General features: G+C 60.9%; 12 protein-coding genes. 7 read left to right on the forward strand and 5 right to left on the reverse strand.

Annotation, left to right across the window (positions count from 1 at the left end):
- Nucleotides 1-95 precede the first annotated feature (95 nt).
- The 4 genes from AYJ57_RS20600 to AYJ57_RS20615 form a co-directional block, all read right to left on the reverse strand.
- Nucleotides 96-941 (reverse strand): calcium-binding protein, encoded by an 846-nt coding sequence (locus AYJ57_RS20600; protein ID WP_066110563.1) that lies wholly within the window; start codon nucleotides 939-941, stop codon nucleotides 96-98.
- A gap of 93 nt (nucleotides 942-1034) precedes the next feature.
- Nucleotides 1035-1577 (reverse strand): hypothetical protein, encoded by a 543-nt coding sequence (locus AYJ57_RS20605; RefSeq protein WP_066110565.1) that lies wholly within the window; start codon nucleotides 1575-1577, stop codon nucleotides 1035-1037.
- Nucleotides 1578-1987: 410 nt separating this feature from the next.
- Nucleotides 1988-2230, reverse strand: a complete 243-nt coding sequence (locus AYJ57_RS20610; RefSeq protein ID WP_066110566.1) for a hypothetical protein — start codon at nucleotides 2228-2230, stop codon at nucleotides 1988-1990.
- A gap of 116 nt (nucleotides 2231-2346) precedes the next feature.
- Nucleotides 2347-3003 (reverse strand): XRE family transcriptional regulator, encoded by a 657-nt coding sequence (locus AYJ57_RS20615; RefSeq protein WP_066110569.1) that lies wholly within the window; start codon nucleotides 3001-3003, stop codon nucleotides 2347-2349.
- Between the two features lie 825 nt (nucleotides 3004-3828).
- On the opposite strand from AYJ57_RS20615, the gene AYJ57_RS20620 reads away from it, so the two are divergent.
- Genes AYJ57_RS20620 through AYJ57_RS20630 form a run of 3 tightly spaced genes read left to right on the forward strand, consistent with a single transcriptional unit; the run spans nucleotide 3829 to nucleotide 7198 of the window.
- Nucleotides 3829-5157, forward strand: coding sequence for a 3-dehydroquinate synthase (locus tag AYJ57_RS20620; protein WP_237220275.1), 1329 nt, complete (start codon nucleotides 3829-3831; stop codon nucleotides 5155-5157).
- Nucleotides 5157-6344, forward strand: a complete 1188-nt coding sequence (gene eboE, locus AYJ57_RS20625) for a metabolite traffic protein EboE (RefSeq protein WP_066110571.1) — start codon at nucleotides 5157-5159, stop codon at nucleotides 6342-6344. The genes AYJ57_RS20620 and eboE overlap by 1 nt, the downstream gene beginning before the upstream one ends.
- Complete coding sequence (locus AYJ57_RS20630; protein WP_066110572.1) at nucleotides 6341-7198, forward strand: UbiA family prenyltransferase; 858 nt, start codon at nucleotides 6341-6343, stop codon at nucleotides 7196-7198. Before eboE ends, AYJ57_RS20630 begins: the two co-directional genes overlap by 4 nt.
- On the opposite strand, the gene AYJ57_RS20635 is transcribed toward AYJ57_RS20630, so the two are convergent.
- Entirely contained in the window at nucleotides 7195-8580 is a 1386-nt protein-coding gene (locus tag AYJ57_RS20635; RefSeq protein WP_066111028.1) for an alkaline phosphatase family protein, read from the reverse strand. The genes AYJ57_RS20630 and AYJ57_RS20635 overlap by 4 nt on opposite strands.
- A gap of 109 nt (nucleotides 8581-8689) precedes the next feature.
- Here AYJ57_RS20635 and AYJ57_RS20640 point away from each other — a divergent pair, with 109 nt between their 5' ends.
- From AYJ57_RS20640 to AYJ57_RS20655, 4 genes are all read left to right on the forward strand, one after another.
- The gene (locus tag AYJ57_RS20640; protein ID WP_066110574.1) at nucleotides 8690-9433 is read left to right on the forward strand and encodes an EboA domain-containing protein; all 744 of its coding nucleotides are present in this window, start codon (nucleotides 8690-8692) and stop codon (nucleotides 9431-9433) included.
- Nucleotides 9433-10353, forward strand: a complete 921-nt coding sequence (locus AYJ57_RS20645) for a TatD family hydrolase (protein ID WP_157374372.1) — start codon at nucleotides 9433-9435, stop codon at nucleotides 10351-10353. Before AYJ57_RS20640 ends, AYJ57_RS20645 begins: the two co-directional genes overlap by 1 nt.
- Before the next feature lie 1226 nt (nucleotides 10354-11579).
- Complete coding sequence (locus AYJ57_RS20650) at nucleotides 11580-13310, forward strand: type I secretion system permease/ATPase (RefSeq protein WP_066110577.1); 1731 nt, start codon at nucleotides 11580-11582, stop codon at nucleotides 13308-13310.
- Entirely contained in the window at nucleotides 13310-14620 is a 1311-nt protein-coding gene (locus tag AYJ57_RS20655; protein ID WP_066110579.1) for an HlyD family type I secretion periplasmic adaptor subunit, read from the forward strand. Before AYJ57_RS20650 ends, AYJ57_RS20655 begins: the two co-directional genes overlap by 1 nt.
- Nucleotides 14621-15417: the final 797 nt, after the last annotated feature.

Here is a 15417-nt window from a genome sequence, read left to right on the forward strand (position 1 = left end):
GCTGTTCAGGGAACTGGATCATCTGCTGGGGGCAGATGATCCCAAGCAACGCTGGTCTATGAGACCGTAACCATCGCTTGGGATCGGGTAGGGCATCAGATGGCTTGAGCAATCAGTTCTTTTTCTAGCACCTGGTATTCCAGGCCGTCGAAATAGGATATTTCCATGGCGCATTCGTAGACACCGATTTCGTCAGCGATTGAAACTCCTGGGGTCTGAAAATAGGGTCTGAATGTGTCGAGCTCACCAGGGTTCAGTGTTTCAGAAAGCGAGTATACCTGGTCTTCGAATTGATAGATGCCGAAGTTGGTAGTGTCTGAGAAGCTGACTTCAATCTCGGTTGCTGTGGTGCCGCCCGTATTCGTTACTGTGAGTTGGACGGCGCTTGCGCTGCCAGCAAATACCGTGCCAACGTTAAATGGATTGGCGCCGTTGATCGTGAGCACGGCTGGGTCCACTGGCGTATCATCAATGAGTTCAACATCCTCGACGTTGCGGATCTCAAGATCGACTGCTTCGAAGTGGAAGGACTTCGTGAAGTCACCAGCGTCCAGGTACGCTTGGAGCCGCTGGAAATCACTTGCAAGCTCGTCGGCCGTGGCGTCGGTATAGATGATCCGGAGGGTGTCGTAGTCTTTTCCGCCATCGATGAAATCGGAGCCTTCCTCGAGGCTGGTGGCGTTGAAGATGAAGACGTCGTCGCCAGACCCGCCGAGGATCGTGTCAGAGCCCGATCCTCCGTTGGCAGTGTCATCACCCTGTCCCAGGATCAGAAGGTCGTCACCGGCGCCGGCATCCACGCTATCGTCGCCTTTTCCTGCGACGATGAGGTCGTCGCCATCTCCGGAGTCTACCGTGTCGTCTCCCGCTTTCAGAATGATGATGTCGCCCTCAGGGGAAGCGACTATGTCGTCAGAATCTTTGGTTCCAATATCGAGCATGACAAATCTCCACTGCGCTTTGGTCAAATAGCATCGTGTTTTTGGTGACCTACGAGGATCACCGCGCAATGAGAGATGAGGAGTGTAGGGTGGTCATCGCCCAGTTGGGCTACAAGGCAGCAAATTTTCTTGGCCTCCAAGCTCCGTAGGCTGACTCTGAAGCATCCTCGCGACCTCATCTGGATCGAGTGCTCTTCTGATGGTGACGATCTCCGGATCGAGGACGACCCAGCTGTCTTTAAGCTCAGGAACACGCCGTCGGACCTCGGCGTCACTCATCCGATCAAACCTGTCACTACCGATTTTCAGGATCTTTGCGAGAGCTGCTTCGTCGACGCCTTCGTAGCGGTTGAGGTACACGAGGGCAGCCGATCCATTGCCGCGGGCGCGTCTGTTGGTGGTGCGCCATCCGCCCGGGCGATCCTTCACGCGTTTCAGTCCGTTCGGAGATAGCTGAGAGGCATTGACGATCACCTCGATCACAGTGCCGCGGCCGGCACGCATCTTGGCTTGAGCGAGCGAGCCCAGGTGTATGCCTTCAGGGAAGTCAGCGAGCCCCCCAAACGTGAACGTCTCAGCATCGACGTCTCGAGTGCGAATACCGTGATACGCGGTCCAGCTTTCAAGATGACTCATACAGGGGAACCTCTGGTGTTGGTTCCCATGTAGTCAGCGATATGAAACTTGATGGCTTAGGCGGCGCTTAGGGCTTGGAGAGCCGTTCCTGTTGGGCCTGGCGACCTCGGAAGAGGCTTGGAGCCATGAAGTCTGGCCTCGAGAAGGGTATCTGAGCGAACGGATTTGAATCCCTTCGAAAGTCCGATAAGTCATCTTATGTAATATATGTGGAAATGCTTTTGCCTTCGCGACTGGTGACATCGATACTATCATGGATGAACACGGGACCCTAGGGAGTTGATATCACACACTCATGCTGCGGGAGGATGACACATGTTCAAACTTAAGTTGACCGAGACGCCCTACTGGAAGATCAGCATCTGCTTGAGCCTGATCACCATCGGCGTGGCCGCTGTGGACTACATCCATCATCTTTGACGGTGCCGGTGCACGACGAGCTTGCTCCCTATGAGAGGTTCGCGAGAGATGGCCTTCAGCTCATCCCAGTTGTCGAAGCCCAGAAGCGCTCCGACAGTCCTGATGAAGATATCCGCCTTCGGAGTGCCGAAGATTTTCTCCCGGCCTTCGAATGTCGACTTGGGGTAGACGAAGGAAGTGTAATCGGTTTCGCCGAACACCTGGATGATCAGGCAGTCGTCGAGTTCGGTCATGGAGTACCTCGTTTGGGCAAAAACTGTGATTGGTAAGTGGCGCGGCCTGGCTAGCTATCTGGGCGCCGCCGCAGGGCGGGATCTGCATCGCGGCTGCTATATGTGATGGCTAAGCTTCAGACTGCACAGATCCGCCGAACGACCCGGCCGATCACCGGAATCGCTTCCGGAGCGACATCGACAAAGGGCTGGTAGCTGGCATTGTCACAGGAGATACGCAGCTTGCCGTCCGCCGGAGAAATCGACACGCGTCGGATGGTTGGAATGTCCTGTTTCGCCAGTTTCAAAGCGTAGACACCATCGCGCGTGATCTGGGACACATGGGTGTCGATGAAAACCATGTCGCCCACTCCGAGAAACGGCGCCATGCTGTCATCCCGAAGCTGAAAGAGCGCGATACGGCTTTCCGGTGCTTTCGGAAGATCACCGAGAAGTCTTTCGTCCAGCGCCACGCGGCTCGCCTCCTTGCCCCCAAGAAGGGTTGCAATCAGCGTCCCTTGCGAAGCTGCCTCGGCAAACTTGGGGTCGGGAACCTTGCGCGGCCGCCCGGAGGGCTGGGGCGCCGCCGGAATGGCCCCATCGCCCATGACATCTTGCGGCGTGACCTTGAAGATCGTTGCAAGCGCCCGAAGGTCCTTGGAGCTGAAGACCCGGGCCCCACTCTCCCAGCGTGATATCGTCACATTGGTGACGTTCATCCGCTCTGCAAGGTCTTCCTGCGTCCAGTCTCGGGCCATGCGCAGCTGGCGGATATTGTTCCCTGGAATGCTCATTTTCCCGCTTTCTTCTTGCCGACGTCACACGCGAGCCAGGCTCGCCCTGACTTTTACCACTAGTAAATCACATTACCATAAGGGTAAACCACTTACCAAAGAGGTTACCCATGAGGCTTGAAGCCTCTTGGCCAGCATCCCTCTCGCGGAACGATGGCTTCTCTTCATCAGACCTGCGGGGATGATCGCCGCCATGGCTAGCGGCTTTGCCCAGAGCCTCTCGCGCAAGGACTCTGCTGCCGATGTCACGGGCGCTGAATATGAAAACGCGCCGCCATATATAAAACAAAGTGGCGCACAAAGGAGATTTAATATGAAATTTTTATTTCAGGGCTAGTCGCAATCATTTGATTCTCGTATGTTGCGGGCAATAAAGTAATGCATCGCAGCTTTGACGCGTATGCAGATGGTTTTAGGCAGTCATATACTGCCTTTTTTCTGTAGTATCCGGCGATACGCCGTGGTTTTTAATTGGTGAAAGGCTTTCCCATGTCGACTTCGGTGTCGGTGCGACTTCCCATGGCGTCTCTGCTGATGGAAATATACTACCCGCATTCCGCATATTGCGGGCCGGATCAGAACAATCCCCACATACGGAAGCATCCCCCAAGGGGCTGCCATGGAGTCGGATCCCGGCGCTCTCCGGGCGAGGAATCCGAGATTTATGCGATATTTCTCAGAGATTTGCGGAAACAACGCTCCGCGGGCCCGAGCGTCCGGAGCTCCCTACCCTGGCCCCTGGCTGGCAATCCGGATTCCGCATCTCAGTGAGCGCGGCCGCAGCGCGGCCAGGCCCTCCCCATTTGCAGCCTATTGACGACCGAGATGAACGACATGAAAAAACTGCCTAAAATTTTGACATTTGACGCCACCCCCTCTTCCGCTTTCATCAGGCCAGCCCCGACCCCGCAGCATGAGATCCACTCCAGAACCCAATCCTTTTCGGTCAATTATGAATACAGGGTCGTTTTCACGCGAGACCTGTTCTCCCCGGCCAACGCGTCCCTTCGGGAGGCCCTGGAGGTGTCGGAGCATTCGCGCCGCCAGAGGTGCCTTGTCTTTATTGACGCCGACGTGCTCAAGCAGCGGGGCACGCTCGGCTATGAGATTGCCAGATATTTTCGAGAAGAAGTCCCCGGAGTGGAGCTCGCGTGTGCGCCGCTCGCCATTGAGGGCGGTGAGGCTGCGAAGGCCGGGCTGTCGAGGCTTGAGCAGATTTACCACCGCATCCTGGAGCACGGGATTGATCGGCACTCCTATGTTCTGGCCATCGGTGGCGGCGCGGTGCTGGATGCGGTGGGCATGGCAGCGGCCACGGCGCACCGCGGGATCCGGCATATCCGTATTCCAACCACGGTTCTGTCGCAAAATGACAGCGGCGTTGGCGTGAAGACAGCCGTGAACTTTGCCGGCTCGAAAAACTTCGCGGGCTGCTTTGCGCCGCCATGGGCCGTGCTCAATGATTTCGACTTTCTGGCCACATTGCCACCCCCGGTGCGCCGATCGGGACTATCGGAGGCGGTGAAGGTCGCGCTTATTCGCGACAGGGATTTCTTCCTCTGGATCGAAGCGAATGCGGCAGAGCTCAAACGATTTGAGCCGGAGGCCGAAGAATACATGATCCGTCGCTCCGCGGAGCTCCACATGACCCAGATCGCGCATGGCGGAGACCCCTTCGAGCGGGGTTCTGCGAGGCCGCTCGACTTCGGCCATTGGTCGGCGCACAAACTCGAGACCTTCACGCAGTATTGCGTCAGCCATGGGGATGCAGTGGCCATGGGGATCGCGCTTGATGCGCGGTATTCGGTGCTGACTGGCCTTCTTGCGCCAGGCGAAGAAAGCCGCATTGTCTCCGTTCTGAATAGCCTGGGTCTCCCGCTATGGCATCCGGGCCTTGCCAGGCACAGCAAGAATGGAAACCTGGAGCTTCTTCGCGGCCTCGAAGAGTTTCGCGAGCATCTTGGTGGCAAGCTGACGATCACGCTGCTCTGCGCTCTTGGCAAGGGCATAGAGATCAATGAGATGCGGCCTGATCTTGTGGCCGATGCGATCGGCTGGCTGAAACGCCAGGCGCATGCATACAGCCTTGCCAGCGAGCAGGGCCAAGGTCAGGTCCCTGGCCAGCCAGACTGCATCGATCGGGGGTGGGCGTAATGCTGCTGAGCGGCGGGCTGGGCACCCTCACCTACTGCCTCAACATCCATGCCACCGAAACCTGGGAGGAGTGCCGGGAGGCACTCACCGGGCCCCTCCTGAAGGTAAGGGAACAGGTTTGCCCCGACCGGCGCTTCGCTGTGGGGCTGCGGCTTTCGTCCAACGCTCTTGACCAGCTCGACCAGGGCGACCAGAGGGCGTGGCTCAAAGCCTTCCTGCGCGAGCAGGATCTCGCACCGGCGACGATGAATGGCTTTCCCTACGGACCCTTCCACGGCGTGCGGGTGAAAGAGCAGGTCTACCAGCCCGATTGGCGTGACCCCGAGCGTTTGCACTACACCAACAGGCTTGCCAACCTCATGGCCGAGCTCTCGGAGCCGGGTGACTGGGTGAGCCTGAGCACTGTACCGGGGACGTTTCGCACGCTCGCCGCGGGTACCGAGGGAGAGATGACCGAGCGCTACCTGCAAGCAGCAGCGCATTGCGTGGCGATCAAGGCCCGTACCGGGGTCACCGTGGCACTGGCGATCGAGCCCGAGCCCTTCTGCTTTCTCGAGAACATTTCCGGCACCGTGGATTTTTTCAAGGACTGGCTCTATTCGCCGGGTGCAGTCACGCGTTTCCGGGAGGTGACAGGGCTGAATGGCGAGGCTGCCGAAGAAGCGCTCCGTTGCCACCTGGGCCTGTGTTACGACGTATGTCATGCGGCGGTGGAATATGAAGACCCCGAAGCCAGCATCGCGGCCCTGAAATCGGTTGGGATACCAATCCATAAGTTGCAGCTGAGTTCTGCCTTGCGGGCGCAGATAAGGCCGGAGGTGCGCGCGATGCTCAAGGCCTTCGCCGAGCCGACCTACCTGCACCAGGTACTTGCCCGTCGCGGCGACGGGCCGATCACCGCCTATTCCGATCTGCCCGAGGCGCTGGCCCGCGGCGCCGAGGCGGATGGCGAGGAATGGCGCATCCATTTCCATGTCCCGGTGTTTCTGGCCTCGCTTGGCCTCTTCGACAGCACACAGGAGTTTCTAAAGGAAATCCTCGACCTGCACCGCGCCGCGCCGATCTCGCCGCATCTCGAGGTCGAGACCTACACTTGGGATGTGCTGCCGCCCGAGTTGCGCACCTCCAGCGTCGATGCCGCCATTGCGCGAGAGCTGCGCTGGGTTCTGGAAAGGCTGGGCCAATGATCCGCACCGCTCTGGAACTGGGCCGCGTGTCCAACCTGCCGACGGTCTGGACAAATGCCATGGCGGGGGCGCTGCTGGCGCTCTCGGCGGCCCCGGGCACGGCGTTCTGGCCAATCGTGCTGAGCGCACTGGCGCTGACCCTCTTTTACGTGGGCGGCATGTGGCTCAACGATGCTTTCGACGCCGAGCACGACCGCACGCAAAAGGCCGACCGCCCCATCCCCCGCGGCGACATCCGTCAGGGCGATGTCTTTGTCGGCGGTTTCGTCATGCTGGGCACCGGCATTTTGCTGACCCTGCCGCTGGGAGGCTGGGCGCTGGTCTCGGCGGTGCTGCTAAGCATCAGCATCTTCCTCTACGACTGGCTGCACAAACGCACCGCGCTGGCGCCGGTGATCATGGGGGTCACGCGGTTCTTCTGCTACGCGCTGGCTGCCTTCGGCGCGACGGGCAGCTTTCCGGGCGTGGCGATCTGGGGCGCGCTTGGGCTGCTGGCCTATGTGGTGGGCCTCACCTACGCCGCCAAACAAGAGGCCTACAACCGGATCGAGCGCGCGTGGCCGCTGGCGGTGATGGGTTTTCCCGGCCTGCTGGTGCTGATCTTCAGCTGGGGCAGCGCGCTGGCGCTGCTGATCGCGCTGGGGTTCTTCGCCGCCACCGGGCTGGCGCTGCACTATCTCTTCCGCCGGGCAAAGGGCGACGTGCCGAAGGCCGTCACCCTGCTGATCGCCGCCATCTCGCTCTATGACGCCACGCTGATCGCCGGGGTCCACGGAGGATGGATCCCGGCGCTGCTGGCGGTTCTTGGCTTTGGCCTCACCCGCGCGCTGCAGCGGGTCATTGCGGGGACTTAGTCGAAGATATGGCTCAGCGTCAGCGCCTTGAAATCCACCGCCCGGACCGATCCTTCCGGCAGCAGGCCCGCCTCGGAAGAGATCACCAGCGGCCCGTCGCCGGGATCATCGGTGAGCCGCCCGTGGCTGCCCTTCACGAGATCGGTCCGCGAGGGAGAGATCACGTCGAGAAGCTGCCGAAAGCCCATCTTGCGCTTGGCCAGCTTCCAGCCCGCCGCCAGCTTGGGAAACCGCAGATCGGGATCGAGGAACAGCTCGACCGGGTCATAGCCGGGCTTGCGGTGGATATCGACGGTGGGGGCAAAGTCCGGGGCCTTCGCCTCATCCAGCCAGTAGTAATAGCTGAACCAGCGGTCGGGCTTCGAGACGGCCACAAGCTCGCCCGAGCGCGGATGGTCGAGGCCATTCTGGCGCTTGCCGTCCTCGTCCCAGACCGTCTCGACCCCATCGAGCCCCTCGACCAGCGCCTTCACCTCGGCCAAACGCGCGGCGTCATTGACGTAGATATGCGCAAGCTGGTGGTCCGACAGAGCAAAGGCCGCCGAAGCGCCCGCGTCGAGAATTTCGCGCCCATGTTCCTCGGGGCGCACGGCGATCAGCCCGGCCTTGCGCAGGGCGCGGTTGATGTGGATCGCCTCGCTGACCGGGGTGATGCCATATTCCGACACGACCAGCACCCGGCGTCCCTCGGCATCCGCCGCGGCGACCAGTTTGCCGACCAGCGCGTCAATGTCCTTGAGGGAGCTCTGCACCTCTGGGTGCGCCAGATCGGGGCCGAACTTCTGCAGGTCGTAATCCAGATGCGGCAGGTAGGTCAGGGTCAGCGTCGGCTGGCGCGTTTCCATCACATGCAGCGTCGCCTCGGTGATCCACGCCGAGGAGGTGATATCCGCCGTCGGCCCCCAGAAGGTGAAAAGCGGGAAGCGCCCGAGCTTGGCATCCAGCTCGTCATGCAGCTCGGGCGGATAGGCGTAATGGTCGGGGATCTTGCGCCCGTCCGCCGGATACATCGGGCGCGGCGTCGCCGAGTAATCGGCGGTGGCGTACATGTTGTACCACCAGAACATCTTGGCGCAGGTGAAGCCCGGATCGCGCGCCTTCCCCGCGTCCCAGATTTTCTCTCCCTCGATCAGCGAGTTGGGCTGCCGCCACAGCAGCACCTCCTTGAGATCGCGGAACAGCCAGCCATTGGCCACGGCACCATGGCCCGAGGGCGGCAAGCCGGTCGCCAGCGTCGCCTGCACGGTGCAGGTGACCGCCGGTGTGACCGTCTCCAGCGGGCGCATTCCGCCGCGTTCGGCAAGGGCTGCAAGGTGGGGGGTATGAGCTCCGACAAGTTTGGGTGTCAGGCCGACGACAAGAATAACAAGGGTCGGTTTCATGCTGTGAACCAAAATCCATTCGAAAAAAACAAGAAGAATATGGGCGCAACTATGACGCGCCGCCATCCCCTCAGTCCAGTGTTTCATTGATTATTCGGGAGAGAGTTTGATGACCGATCCGAAAGACCTTTTGTATGGATGGATAAGTGAGCGCGCCGGGGACGAAAGGCCTTGGCTCGACGCGCAATTGGCGCAGCTCGCCGCGCCGGACGCGACCGAGCGCGATCTGCATATGTATCTCGGCTTTGCGCCGCGCAGGCTCGGCAAGGCCGATCTCGCGCTGACGCCGGACGATCTGGCGCAAGCCGATGCCGCGCGCTCTGGTTGGGACCCCTCGGGCTGGAGCATCGACGGTGCCGCGCGCATTCTGGGGCTGCTGACCTACAGCGGCACCCGTCCCTTCGCCGAGACCTTCAAGGACCTGCGCCGCACGTCGGACGCTGCCGAGATGATCGCGCTCTATCGCGGCCTGCCGCTCTACCCCGCGCCCGAGAGCCTGCATTTCGAGGTTGGCGAGGGGCTGCGCTCGAACCTCAAGCCGGTGTTCGAGGCGATCGCCCACAACAACCCCTACCCGCGAGATCATTTCGACGAGCACCGCTGGAACCACATGGTCCTGAAGGCGCTGTTCATCGGGGCCGAGCTTGGCCCGATCACCGGGCTTGCGGCCCGCGCCAACCCCGAACTGGCGCGCATCCTCGTGCAATATGCGCGCGAACGCTGGGCCGCCGGACGGCCCGTCATGCCCGAGCTTTGGCCGCTCGTGGCGCCCTTTGCCGAAACCCCTGAAATCCGTGCCGAGCTCGACCGGGCCCGCGCCGAAGGCCGTACATTTGAGGATCTTGTATCATGATGCTGATTGACCCCCACGCCCATATGATCTCGCGCACCACCGACGACTATCAGGCGATGGCCGCCGCCGGTGTCGTGGCGCTCATCGAGCCCGCCTTCTGGGTTGGCCAGCCGCGCACTTTCGTGGGCACCTACGTAGATTACCTGTCGACCATCGTCGGCTGGGAGCGGTTCCGCGCCGGGCAGTTCGGCATCCGCCATTACTGCACCATCGGGCTCAACTCGAAGGAGGCCAACAACGAGGAACTGGCCGAGGGCGTGATGGAATGGCTGCCGCGTTTCGCCCTCAAGGAAGGCGTCGTGGCAATCGGCGAGATCGGCTATGACGAGCAGACCGAGCTCGAGGACAAATACTTCCGCCTGCAACTGTCGCTGGCCAAGGAACTGGACCTGCCGGTGATGGTCCACACGCCGCACCGCGACAAGAAGCAGGGCACCACCCGCTCGATGGATGTCTGCGAGGAGATGGGGCTCGACCCGTCGATGGTGATCATCGACCACAACAACGAGGAAACCGTCGGCGAGGTGCTGCAGCGCGGCTATTGGGCGGGCTTCTCTATCTACCCCTCGACCAAGATGGGCAACGCGCGGATGGTCGAACTGCTCAAGCAATACGGGTCCGAGCGCATCATCGTCGACAGCGCCTGCGACTGGGGCATTTCCGACTGCCTCGGCGTCGCCAAAACCGCGCAGCTTGCGCTGCAGAGCGGCGTTCCCGAAAGCACCGTGCGCGCGGTCTGCTATGGCAATGCGCTGGCGGCCTATGGCCAGAGCGGGCAGATGAAGGAAAGCGACTGGCTCGAGCCCCCGGCGATCGACCAGCGCACGCTCTACGAGGGCAACTCGATCCTGCGCGGCGGTCGCGATCCGGTCATCGAGGAGCCGGGCACGCTGCGCCGCAAGGGGCTGCAGATCAAGTGAAGCCTGGCGCCAGGCACATGTCTTGAAGCGGGCCTGCCAAGGTCCGCTTCAACCTCTCCACCCCGGAATGCCTCCAATCCAATACTCCGATGTGGGGTCATATTGGTTTTCCGCTTTTATAGTATTCATTAGGACCGCACGCAAAAGTAGAAATGACCCTACGCAAAGATTTCTTAGAGGACTCCACTCGATGGAAAATAGAGCGCTTTTCGTGACATTTTAATGAATGGGGGCGCTTTATGCTCAAAGTGATCTTTCAAGTGTAATTTATTCAAATAACACTTGACGGGCAAGGAAATAGCCTCATAGGCTTACCCCATATCCATCTCAGTCCACCCCATTTTTTTTGAAAAGGCAAATTTCATGTGTATCCCTCTTATGCGCCAATAGAGCGCGCCTCGCTCACCGCCGATCGCGCCGACCGAACGTCGGGGAGTCACTTGCATCCCTCGGTGCCCTCTCGGCGTTTTTGGCGCAGGTCTCTCCAGGCCCCCTGACTACAGGGGTGCGACTTGGCGCCCAAACAGTTGATATATTTTCAGAGTTGATCGCCAAGCCCCAATCCTTGGCGAGCGACGCCGTGCGGTGATGTGAGGTGAAGCGGTGCATACTGCATGACTTTCAGCCATCTGCCGCGGAGGAATTACCCAGCGTTCCCTGCTGCACCCTAGATGCAGGGGTGACGCTGTGGAGATGTGACAGACAAAGGTCTGCCTGCGAGACTGCGCAGGAATATTGAATAGGTGATTTTGTGGACCCCGAGAATCATAAGAGCGGAACAGCCCCAGCGACCGATGATGTGCAAGAAAACGCACCAGCGCGCGGCCCTGATGGCAGAGGTCTGGGGATATTTATTTTAGCCCTGGCATTGTCCCTATTGGGCGGCCTTCTGCTGTTTATTTTCGGAGCCTCGCCGTGGATCATATTGGGGTTTATTGTTCTATGCCCGGCCGCCGTGATCTACGCGCTCATCTTGGCGTACACCTACTGGCCAACAGGTCCCGACAGGGGCTCGGATCATGGCGCTGTCCTGATGCGGTCAACATCGCGCGGAGGCTCTGGCCTCGACGATAACCGCGCGAGACCCGGATGCGACCATGTCGAGGGCAATCTCCTGCGCGACACAGATTGCGGCTCGCGCTCCCCGAAGGACACGTGCCGGAAGTGATGAAAGCTTCCTAATTCCCGATAACCAGTGTGAAGATTTGAAGAGTGAGGACATCCGGATGAATGAGCGCAGCAAAGCCGCGGGCGCCGAGGAACTTGCCGCCAACCGCCGGAAGAGTCGCCAGTATTACTGGTTCGTCGGTATATTCAGCTGCTTCGTCAACCTGCTTATGCTGACGGGGCCGCTCTACATGCTGCAGGTCTACGACCGTGTGCTGGGGTCGCGTTCCGAAGCAACGCTGATCGCCCTGACCGCGCTGGTCGTTTTTCTCTATGGCATGATGGGCATTCTCGACTACGCCCGGGGCCGGGTTATGGCGCGCGTTGCGGCGCGCTTCCAGGCGGCGCTCGACATGCGCGTCTTCGACGCGGTGATCCGCCGCTCGGCGGTCAAACCCGATGAGCTCGCCGCCACCGGCCTCAAGGATCTCGAAGCCGTGCAGCGATTCATCGGCTCGCCGGTGCTCATGGCGCTGTTCGACCTGCCCTTCACCCCGCTGTTCATCGCCGGGATCTTTGTCTTCCACCCCTGGCTCGGGTTCCTTGCCATCGCCGGTGGCCTGGTGCTGGTGGTCATCACCCTGCTCAACACCACCCTTAGCCGCAATCCGACGCTGAAATCGAACCGCGCCGTGCTGGCCGCCGAACAGACCTCCGAGCAGATCCGCCTCGACGCCGAGACCGTGCAGGCCATGGGCATGCGCGGTGCCGCCTTCTCGCGCTGGGACCGCGCCCGGTCCGAGGCGTTGAGCGGCCAGATCTCGACCAACGATCTCGTCGGCACCTTCACCACGATGACCAAGAGCTTCCGCATGCTGCTGCAGTCGGCGATGCTGGGCCTCGGTGCTTACCTGGTGCTGCAGAACGAGCTGACCGCCGGTGCGATGATCGCCGGCTCGATCCTGATGGGCCGCGCGCTGGCTCCGATCGAGCTTGCCATCGGGCAATGGCCGCTGGTGACCCGCGCTCGCAAGGGCTGGGACAACCTGGCGGAGCTGCTGGGCGACATGCCCCCCGAGCCGACCCGCACAGCCCTGCCAAAGCCGCGGGCCCTGCTCGAGGTGCAGCAACTCACCGTCGTGCCGCCGGGCGAGCAGCAGGCCTCGCTGCGCCTGGTCTCCTTCGACCTGCAGCCTGGTCACGCCATCGGGGTGATCGGCTCCTCGGGGGCCGGCAAGTCGACTCTGGCCCGCGCCATCACCGGGGTCTGGCGCCCCGCCGGCGGGCGTATCCGCCTCGATGGCGCGACGCTCGACCAGTACGATGAGGATCTGGGCAAGCACATCGGCTACCTGCCGCAGCGGGTCAGCCTGTTCGACGGTACCATCGCCGAGAACATCGCCCGCCTCGCCGCGCAGCCCGACCCCGACAAGATCGTCGAGGCGGCCAAGAAGGCCGATGCGCATGAGATGATCCTCAAGCTACCCAAGGGCTATGACACCCGCGTCACCGCCACCGGCGGGCGGCTCTCGGGCGGCCAGATGCAGCGGATCGGCCTGGCCCGCGCGATGTACGGCGATCCGATCATCCTCGTGCTCGACGAGCCCAACTCGAACCTCGACAACGAGGGCAGCGAAGCGGTCAACGCCGCCATCCGCCGCCTCAAGGAAGAGGGCAAGTCGGCCCTCATCATGGCCCACCGCCCGGCCGCGATCCGCGAATGCGACCAGCTGCTGATGCTCGAACACGGCGCCCGCGTCGCCTTTGGTCCGAAGGACGAAGTGCTGCGCTCCCAGGTAAAAAACCATGAACAGATCACCCGCCATGCCGGGGTCGGAGGAGTTAGCTGATGACACAGGTTGCCAATGTGCGGTTCCCCCTGAAAAGGCCGCTTACCCTGGGAGTGATTGCCCTGCTGGTGCTAGTAGGTGGTTTCGGGACATGGGCTGCGACCACGAACATATCCGGCGCTATCGTGGCCAGCGGCCAAATCCAGGTCGAGCGCAACCGTCAGGTCGTGCAGCATGCAGATGGCGGTGTGGTCGATCAGATCGTCGTCGACGAGGGCGATGTGGTCCAGGCGGGCGATATGCTGATCAAGCTCGACCCGACGCTGCTGCAGTCGGAACTGAACATCGTCGAAGGCCAGTATTTAGAACTGGTCGCCCGCCGTGCCCGCTTGCGGGCCGAGCGTGACAGCACCGATGAGATGGTCTTTGACCAGGTGCTGCACGAGGTCGCCGAAGGCAATACTGACGTCGAAGACCTTATGGAGGGACAGCTCAACCTCTTTTTTGCCCGGCGCGAGTCGCTCGATCGCGAGAGCGAACAGCTTGCGAAGCGTCGTGACCAGATCGGCAATCAGGTTGAAGGGATCGACGCCCAGAAAACATCTCTGAAAAGGCAGCTCGCGCTCATCGAGCAGGAGCTGGGTGACCAGAAGTCCCTGCTCGACCGCGGCCTCGCCCAGGCAAGCCGCGTGCTTTCCCTGCAGCGCGAGCAAGCCCGTCTCGCGGGCGAGGTGGGCGATCTCACCGCGCAGAAGGCCGAGGCCGAGGGACGCACCACCGAGATCGACATCGAGATCCTGAAGCTGGCAACCATCCGCCGCGAAGAGGCAATCACCCAGCTGCGCGACATGCAGTACCGCGAGCGTGAACTGGCCGAGCAGCGTTCTGCCCTGCTCGAGAAGCTCAAGCGGATGGAGATCACCGCCCCGGTCGGCGGCATCGTCTATGGCCTGACCGTTTTCGCCCCGCGATCGGTGGTCCGCGCCGCAGACCCGGTGCTCTACCTGATCCCGCAAGACCGTCCGCTGGTGATCACTGCGCAGATCCCGACGATCCATATCGACCAGGTGCACGTCGGTCAGGAGGTGACCCTGCGCTTCTCGGCACTCGATCAGCGCCGCACGCCGGAGACTTTCGGCACTGTGACGCAGATCTCGGCGGATGCCTTCAACGACGAGAACACCTCAGCCAGTTTCTACCGCGCAGAGATCATGCTCGACGAAGGCCAGATCGAACGCCTGCCCGAGGGCTCGACCCTGGTGCCTGGCATGCCCGTCGAGGCATTTCTAAGGACGGCGGACAGGACGCCGCTTGCCTACCTTGTGAAGCCTTTCACCGATTATTTTTCGAAGGCATTTCGTGAAAGCTGAAGAGCCCTGGCATTAACCTCCTTCAGAGCAGGAATTTCTGCTCTGAAGTGATCCATGCAGGCCGCGGGAGCTTGTTTTCGCTCGGCCACGTCAAAGCAACGAAAGCGCTCCATCGAGCCTCGGGAGAATGAGGCACCCGACCCTCGCGAAGGGTGTCGCGCTTGCAGGTCCGATCCTTCCCCAAGCCAGAGTCATGTCCCTCAGGTCCCCGCGCTCGGACCTGTCTTTTGGACAGCCTGGGGCTCGCGCAGCGCCTCTGCCTCGCTTCTTGCAGTGACTGTTGATCCGCGCCAGGAAGACCACGCAGCGGTCAAGTTCTTTGTCTGGACCGACTCTTCCTAGAGCATCGAAGTCCTTACCGGCTTGCCCATCCAAGAGGGCCTGCGCCTGGCCGACGAAATCTTCGCGATGAGCACCACAGCGAAAATCAATTGATCTTTGCCTACCATTGACGCGAATTACTGCCAGCTCGCAACTGCAGCCACCGCCCCCACTTCCGCAATCAACCTTACGGGGAAATGCAATGTGAACTAATTTTAATTCCTGAAAGAATCCCAAGAATTGATTATTGACAGAAAACTTATACCGCCCACATGATGATATCAATTCGATGGTGATTCACTGCACCACCCATACCTCACGATACATGATGTCAATTTATCCAGGGCCGAAACCCTGAAGTGTTAACTTTGAAAGGTTTTACATCACGACAGGTGGATCACCCCCACCAAAAATCTCCATAAATCACCGTTGTAACGTGGGCTTACTCCACAAAAATCTGATCGCTCAGGCTTCAG

This window comes from Salipiger sp. CCB-MM3 (genome assembly GCF_001687105.1).
In the GTDB taxonomy this organism is placed as follows: Bacteria; Pseudomonadota; Alphaproteobacteria; order Rhodobacterales; family Rhodobacteraceae; genus Salipiger.

Coding starts and splice junctions, on each gene's coding strand:
- AYJ57_RS20600 (WP_066110563.1), bottom strand. CDS start 941: ATGCTCGATATTGGAACCAAAGATTCTGACGACATAGTCGCTTCCCCT.
- AYJ57_RS20605 (WP_066110565.1), bottom strand. CDS start 1,577: ATGAGTCATCTTGAAAGCTGGACCGCGTATCACGGTATTCGCACTCGA.
- AYJ57_RS20610 (WP_066110566.1), bottom strand. CDS start 2,230: ATGACCGAACTCGACGACTGCCTGATCATCCAGGTGTTCGGCGAAACC.
- AYJ57_RS20615 (WP_066110569.1), bottom strand. CDS start 3,003: ATGAGCATTCCAGGGAACAATATCCGCCAGCTGCGCATGGCCCGAGAC.
- AYJ57_RS20620 (WP_237220275.1), top strand. CDS start 3,829: ATGAACGACATGAAAAAACTGCCTAAAATTTTGACATTTGACGCCACC.
- eboE (WP_066110571.1), top strand. CDS start 5,157: ATGCTGCTGAGCGGCGGGCTGGGCACCCTCACCTACTGCCTCAACATC.
- AYJ57_RS20630 (WP_066110572.1), top strand. CDS start 6,341: ATGATCCGCACCGCTCTGGAACTGGGCCGCGTGTCCAACCTGCCGACG.
- AYJ57_RS20635 (WP_066111028.1), bottom strand. CDS start 8,580: ATGAAACCGACCCTTGTTATTCTTGTCGTCGGCCTGACACCCAAACTT.
- AYJ57_RS20640 (WP_066110574.1), top strand. CDS start 8,690: ATGACCGATCCGAAAGACCTTTTGTATGGATGGATAAGTGAGCGCGCC.
- AYJ57_RS20645 (WP_157374372.1), top strand. CDS start 9,433: ATGCTGATTGACCCCCACGCCCATATGATCTCGCGCACCACCGACGAC.
- AYJ57_RS20650 (WP_066110577.1), top strand. CDS start 11,580: ATGAATGAGCGCAGCAAAGCCGCGGGCGCCGAGGAACTTGCCGCCAAC.
- AYJ57_RS20655 (WP_066110579.1), top strand. CDS start 13,310: ATGACACAGGTTGCCAATGTGCGGTTCCCCCTGAAAAGGCCGCTTACC.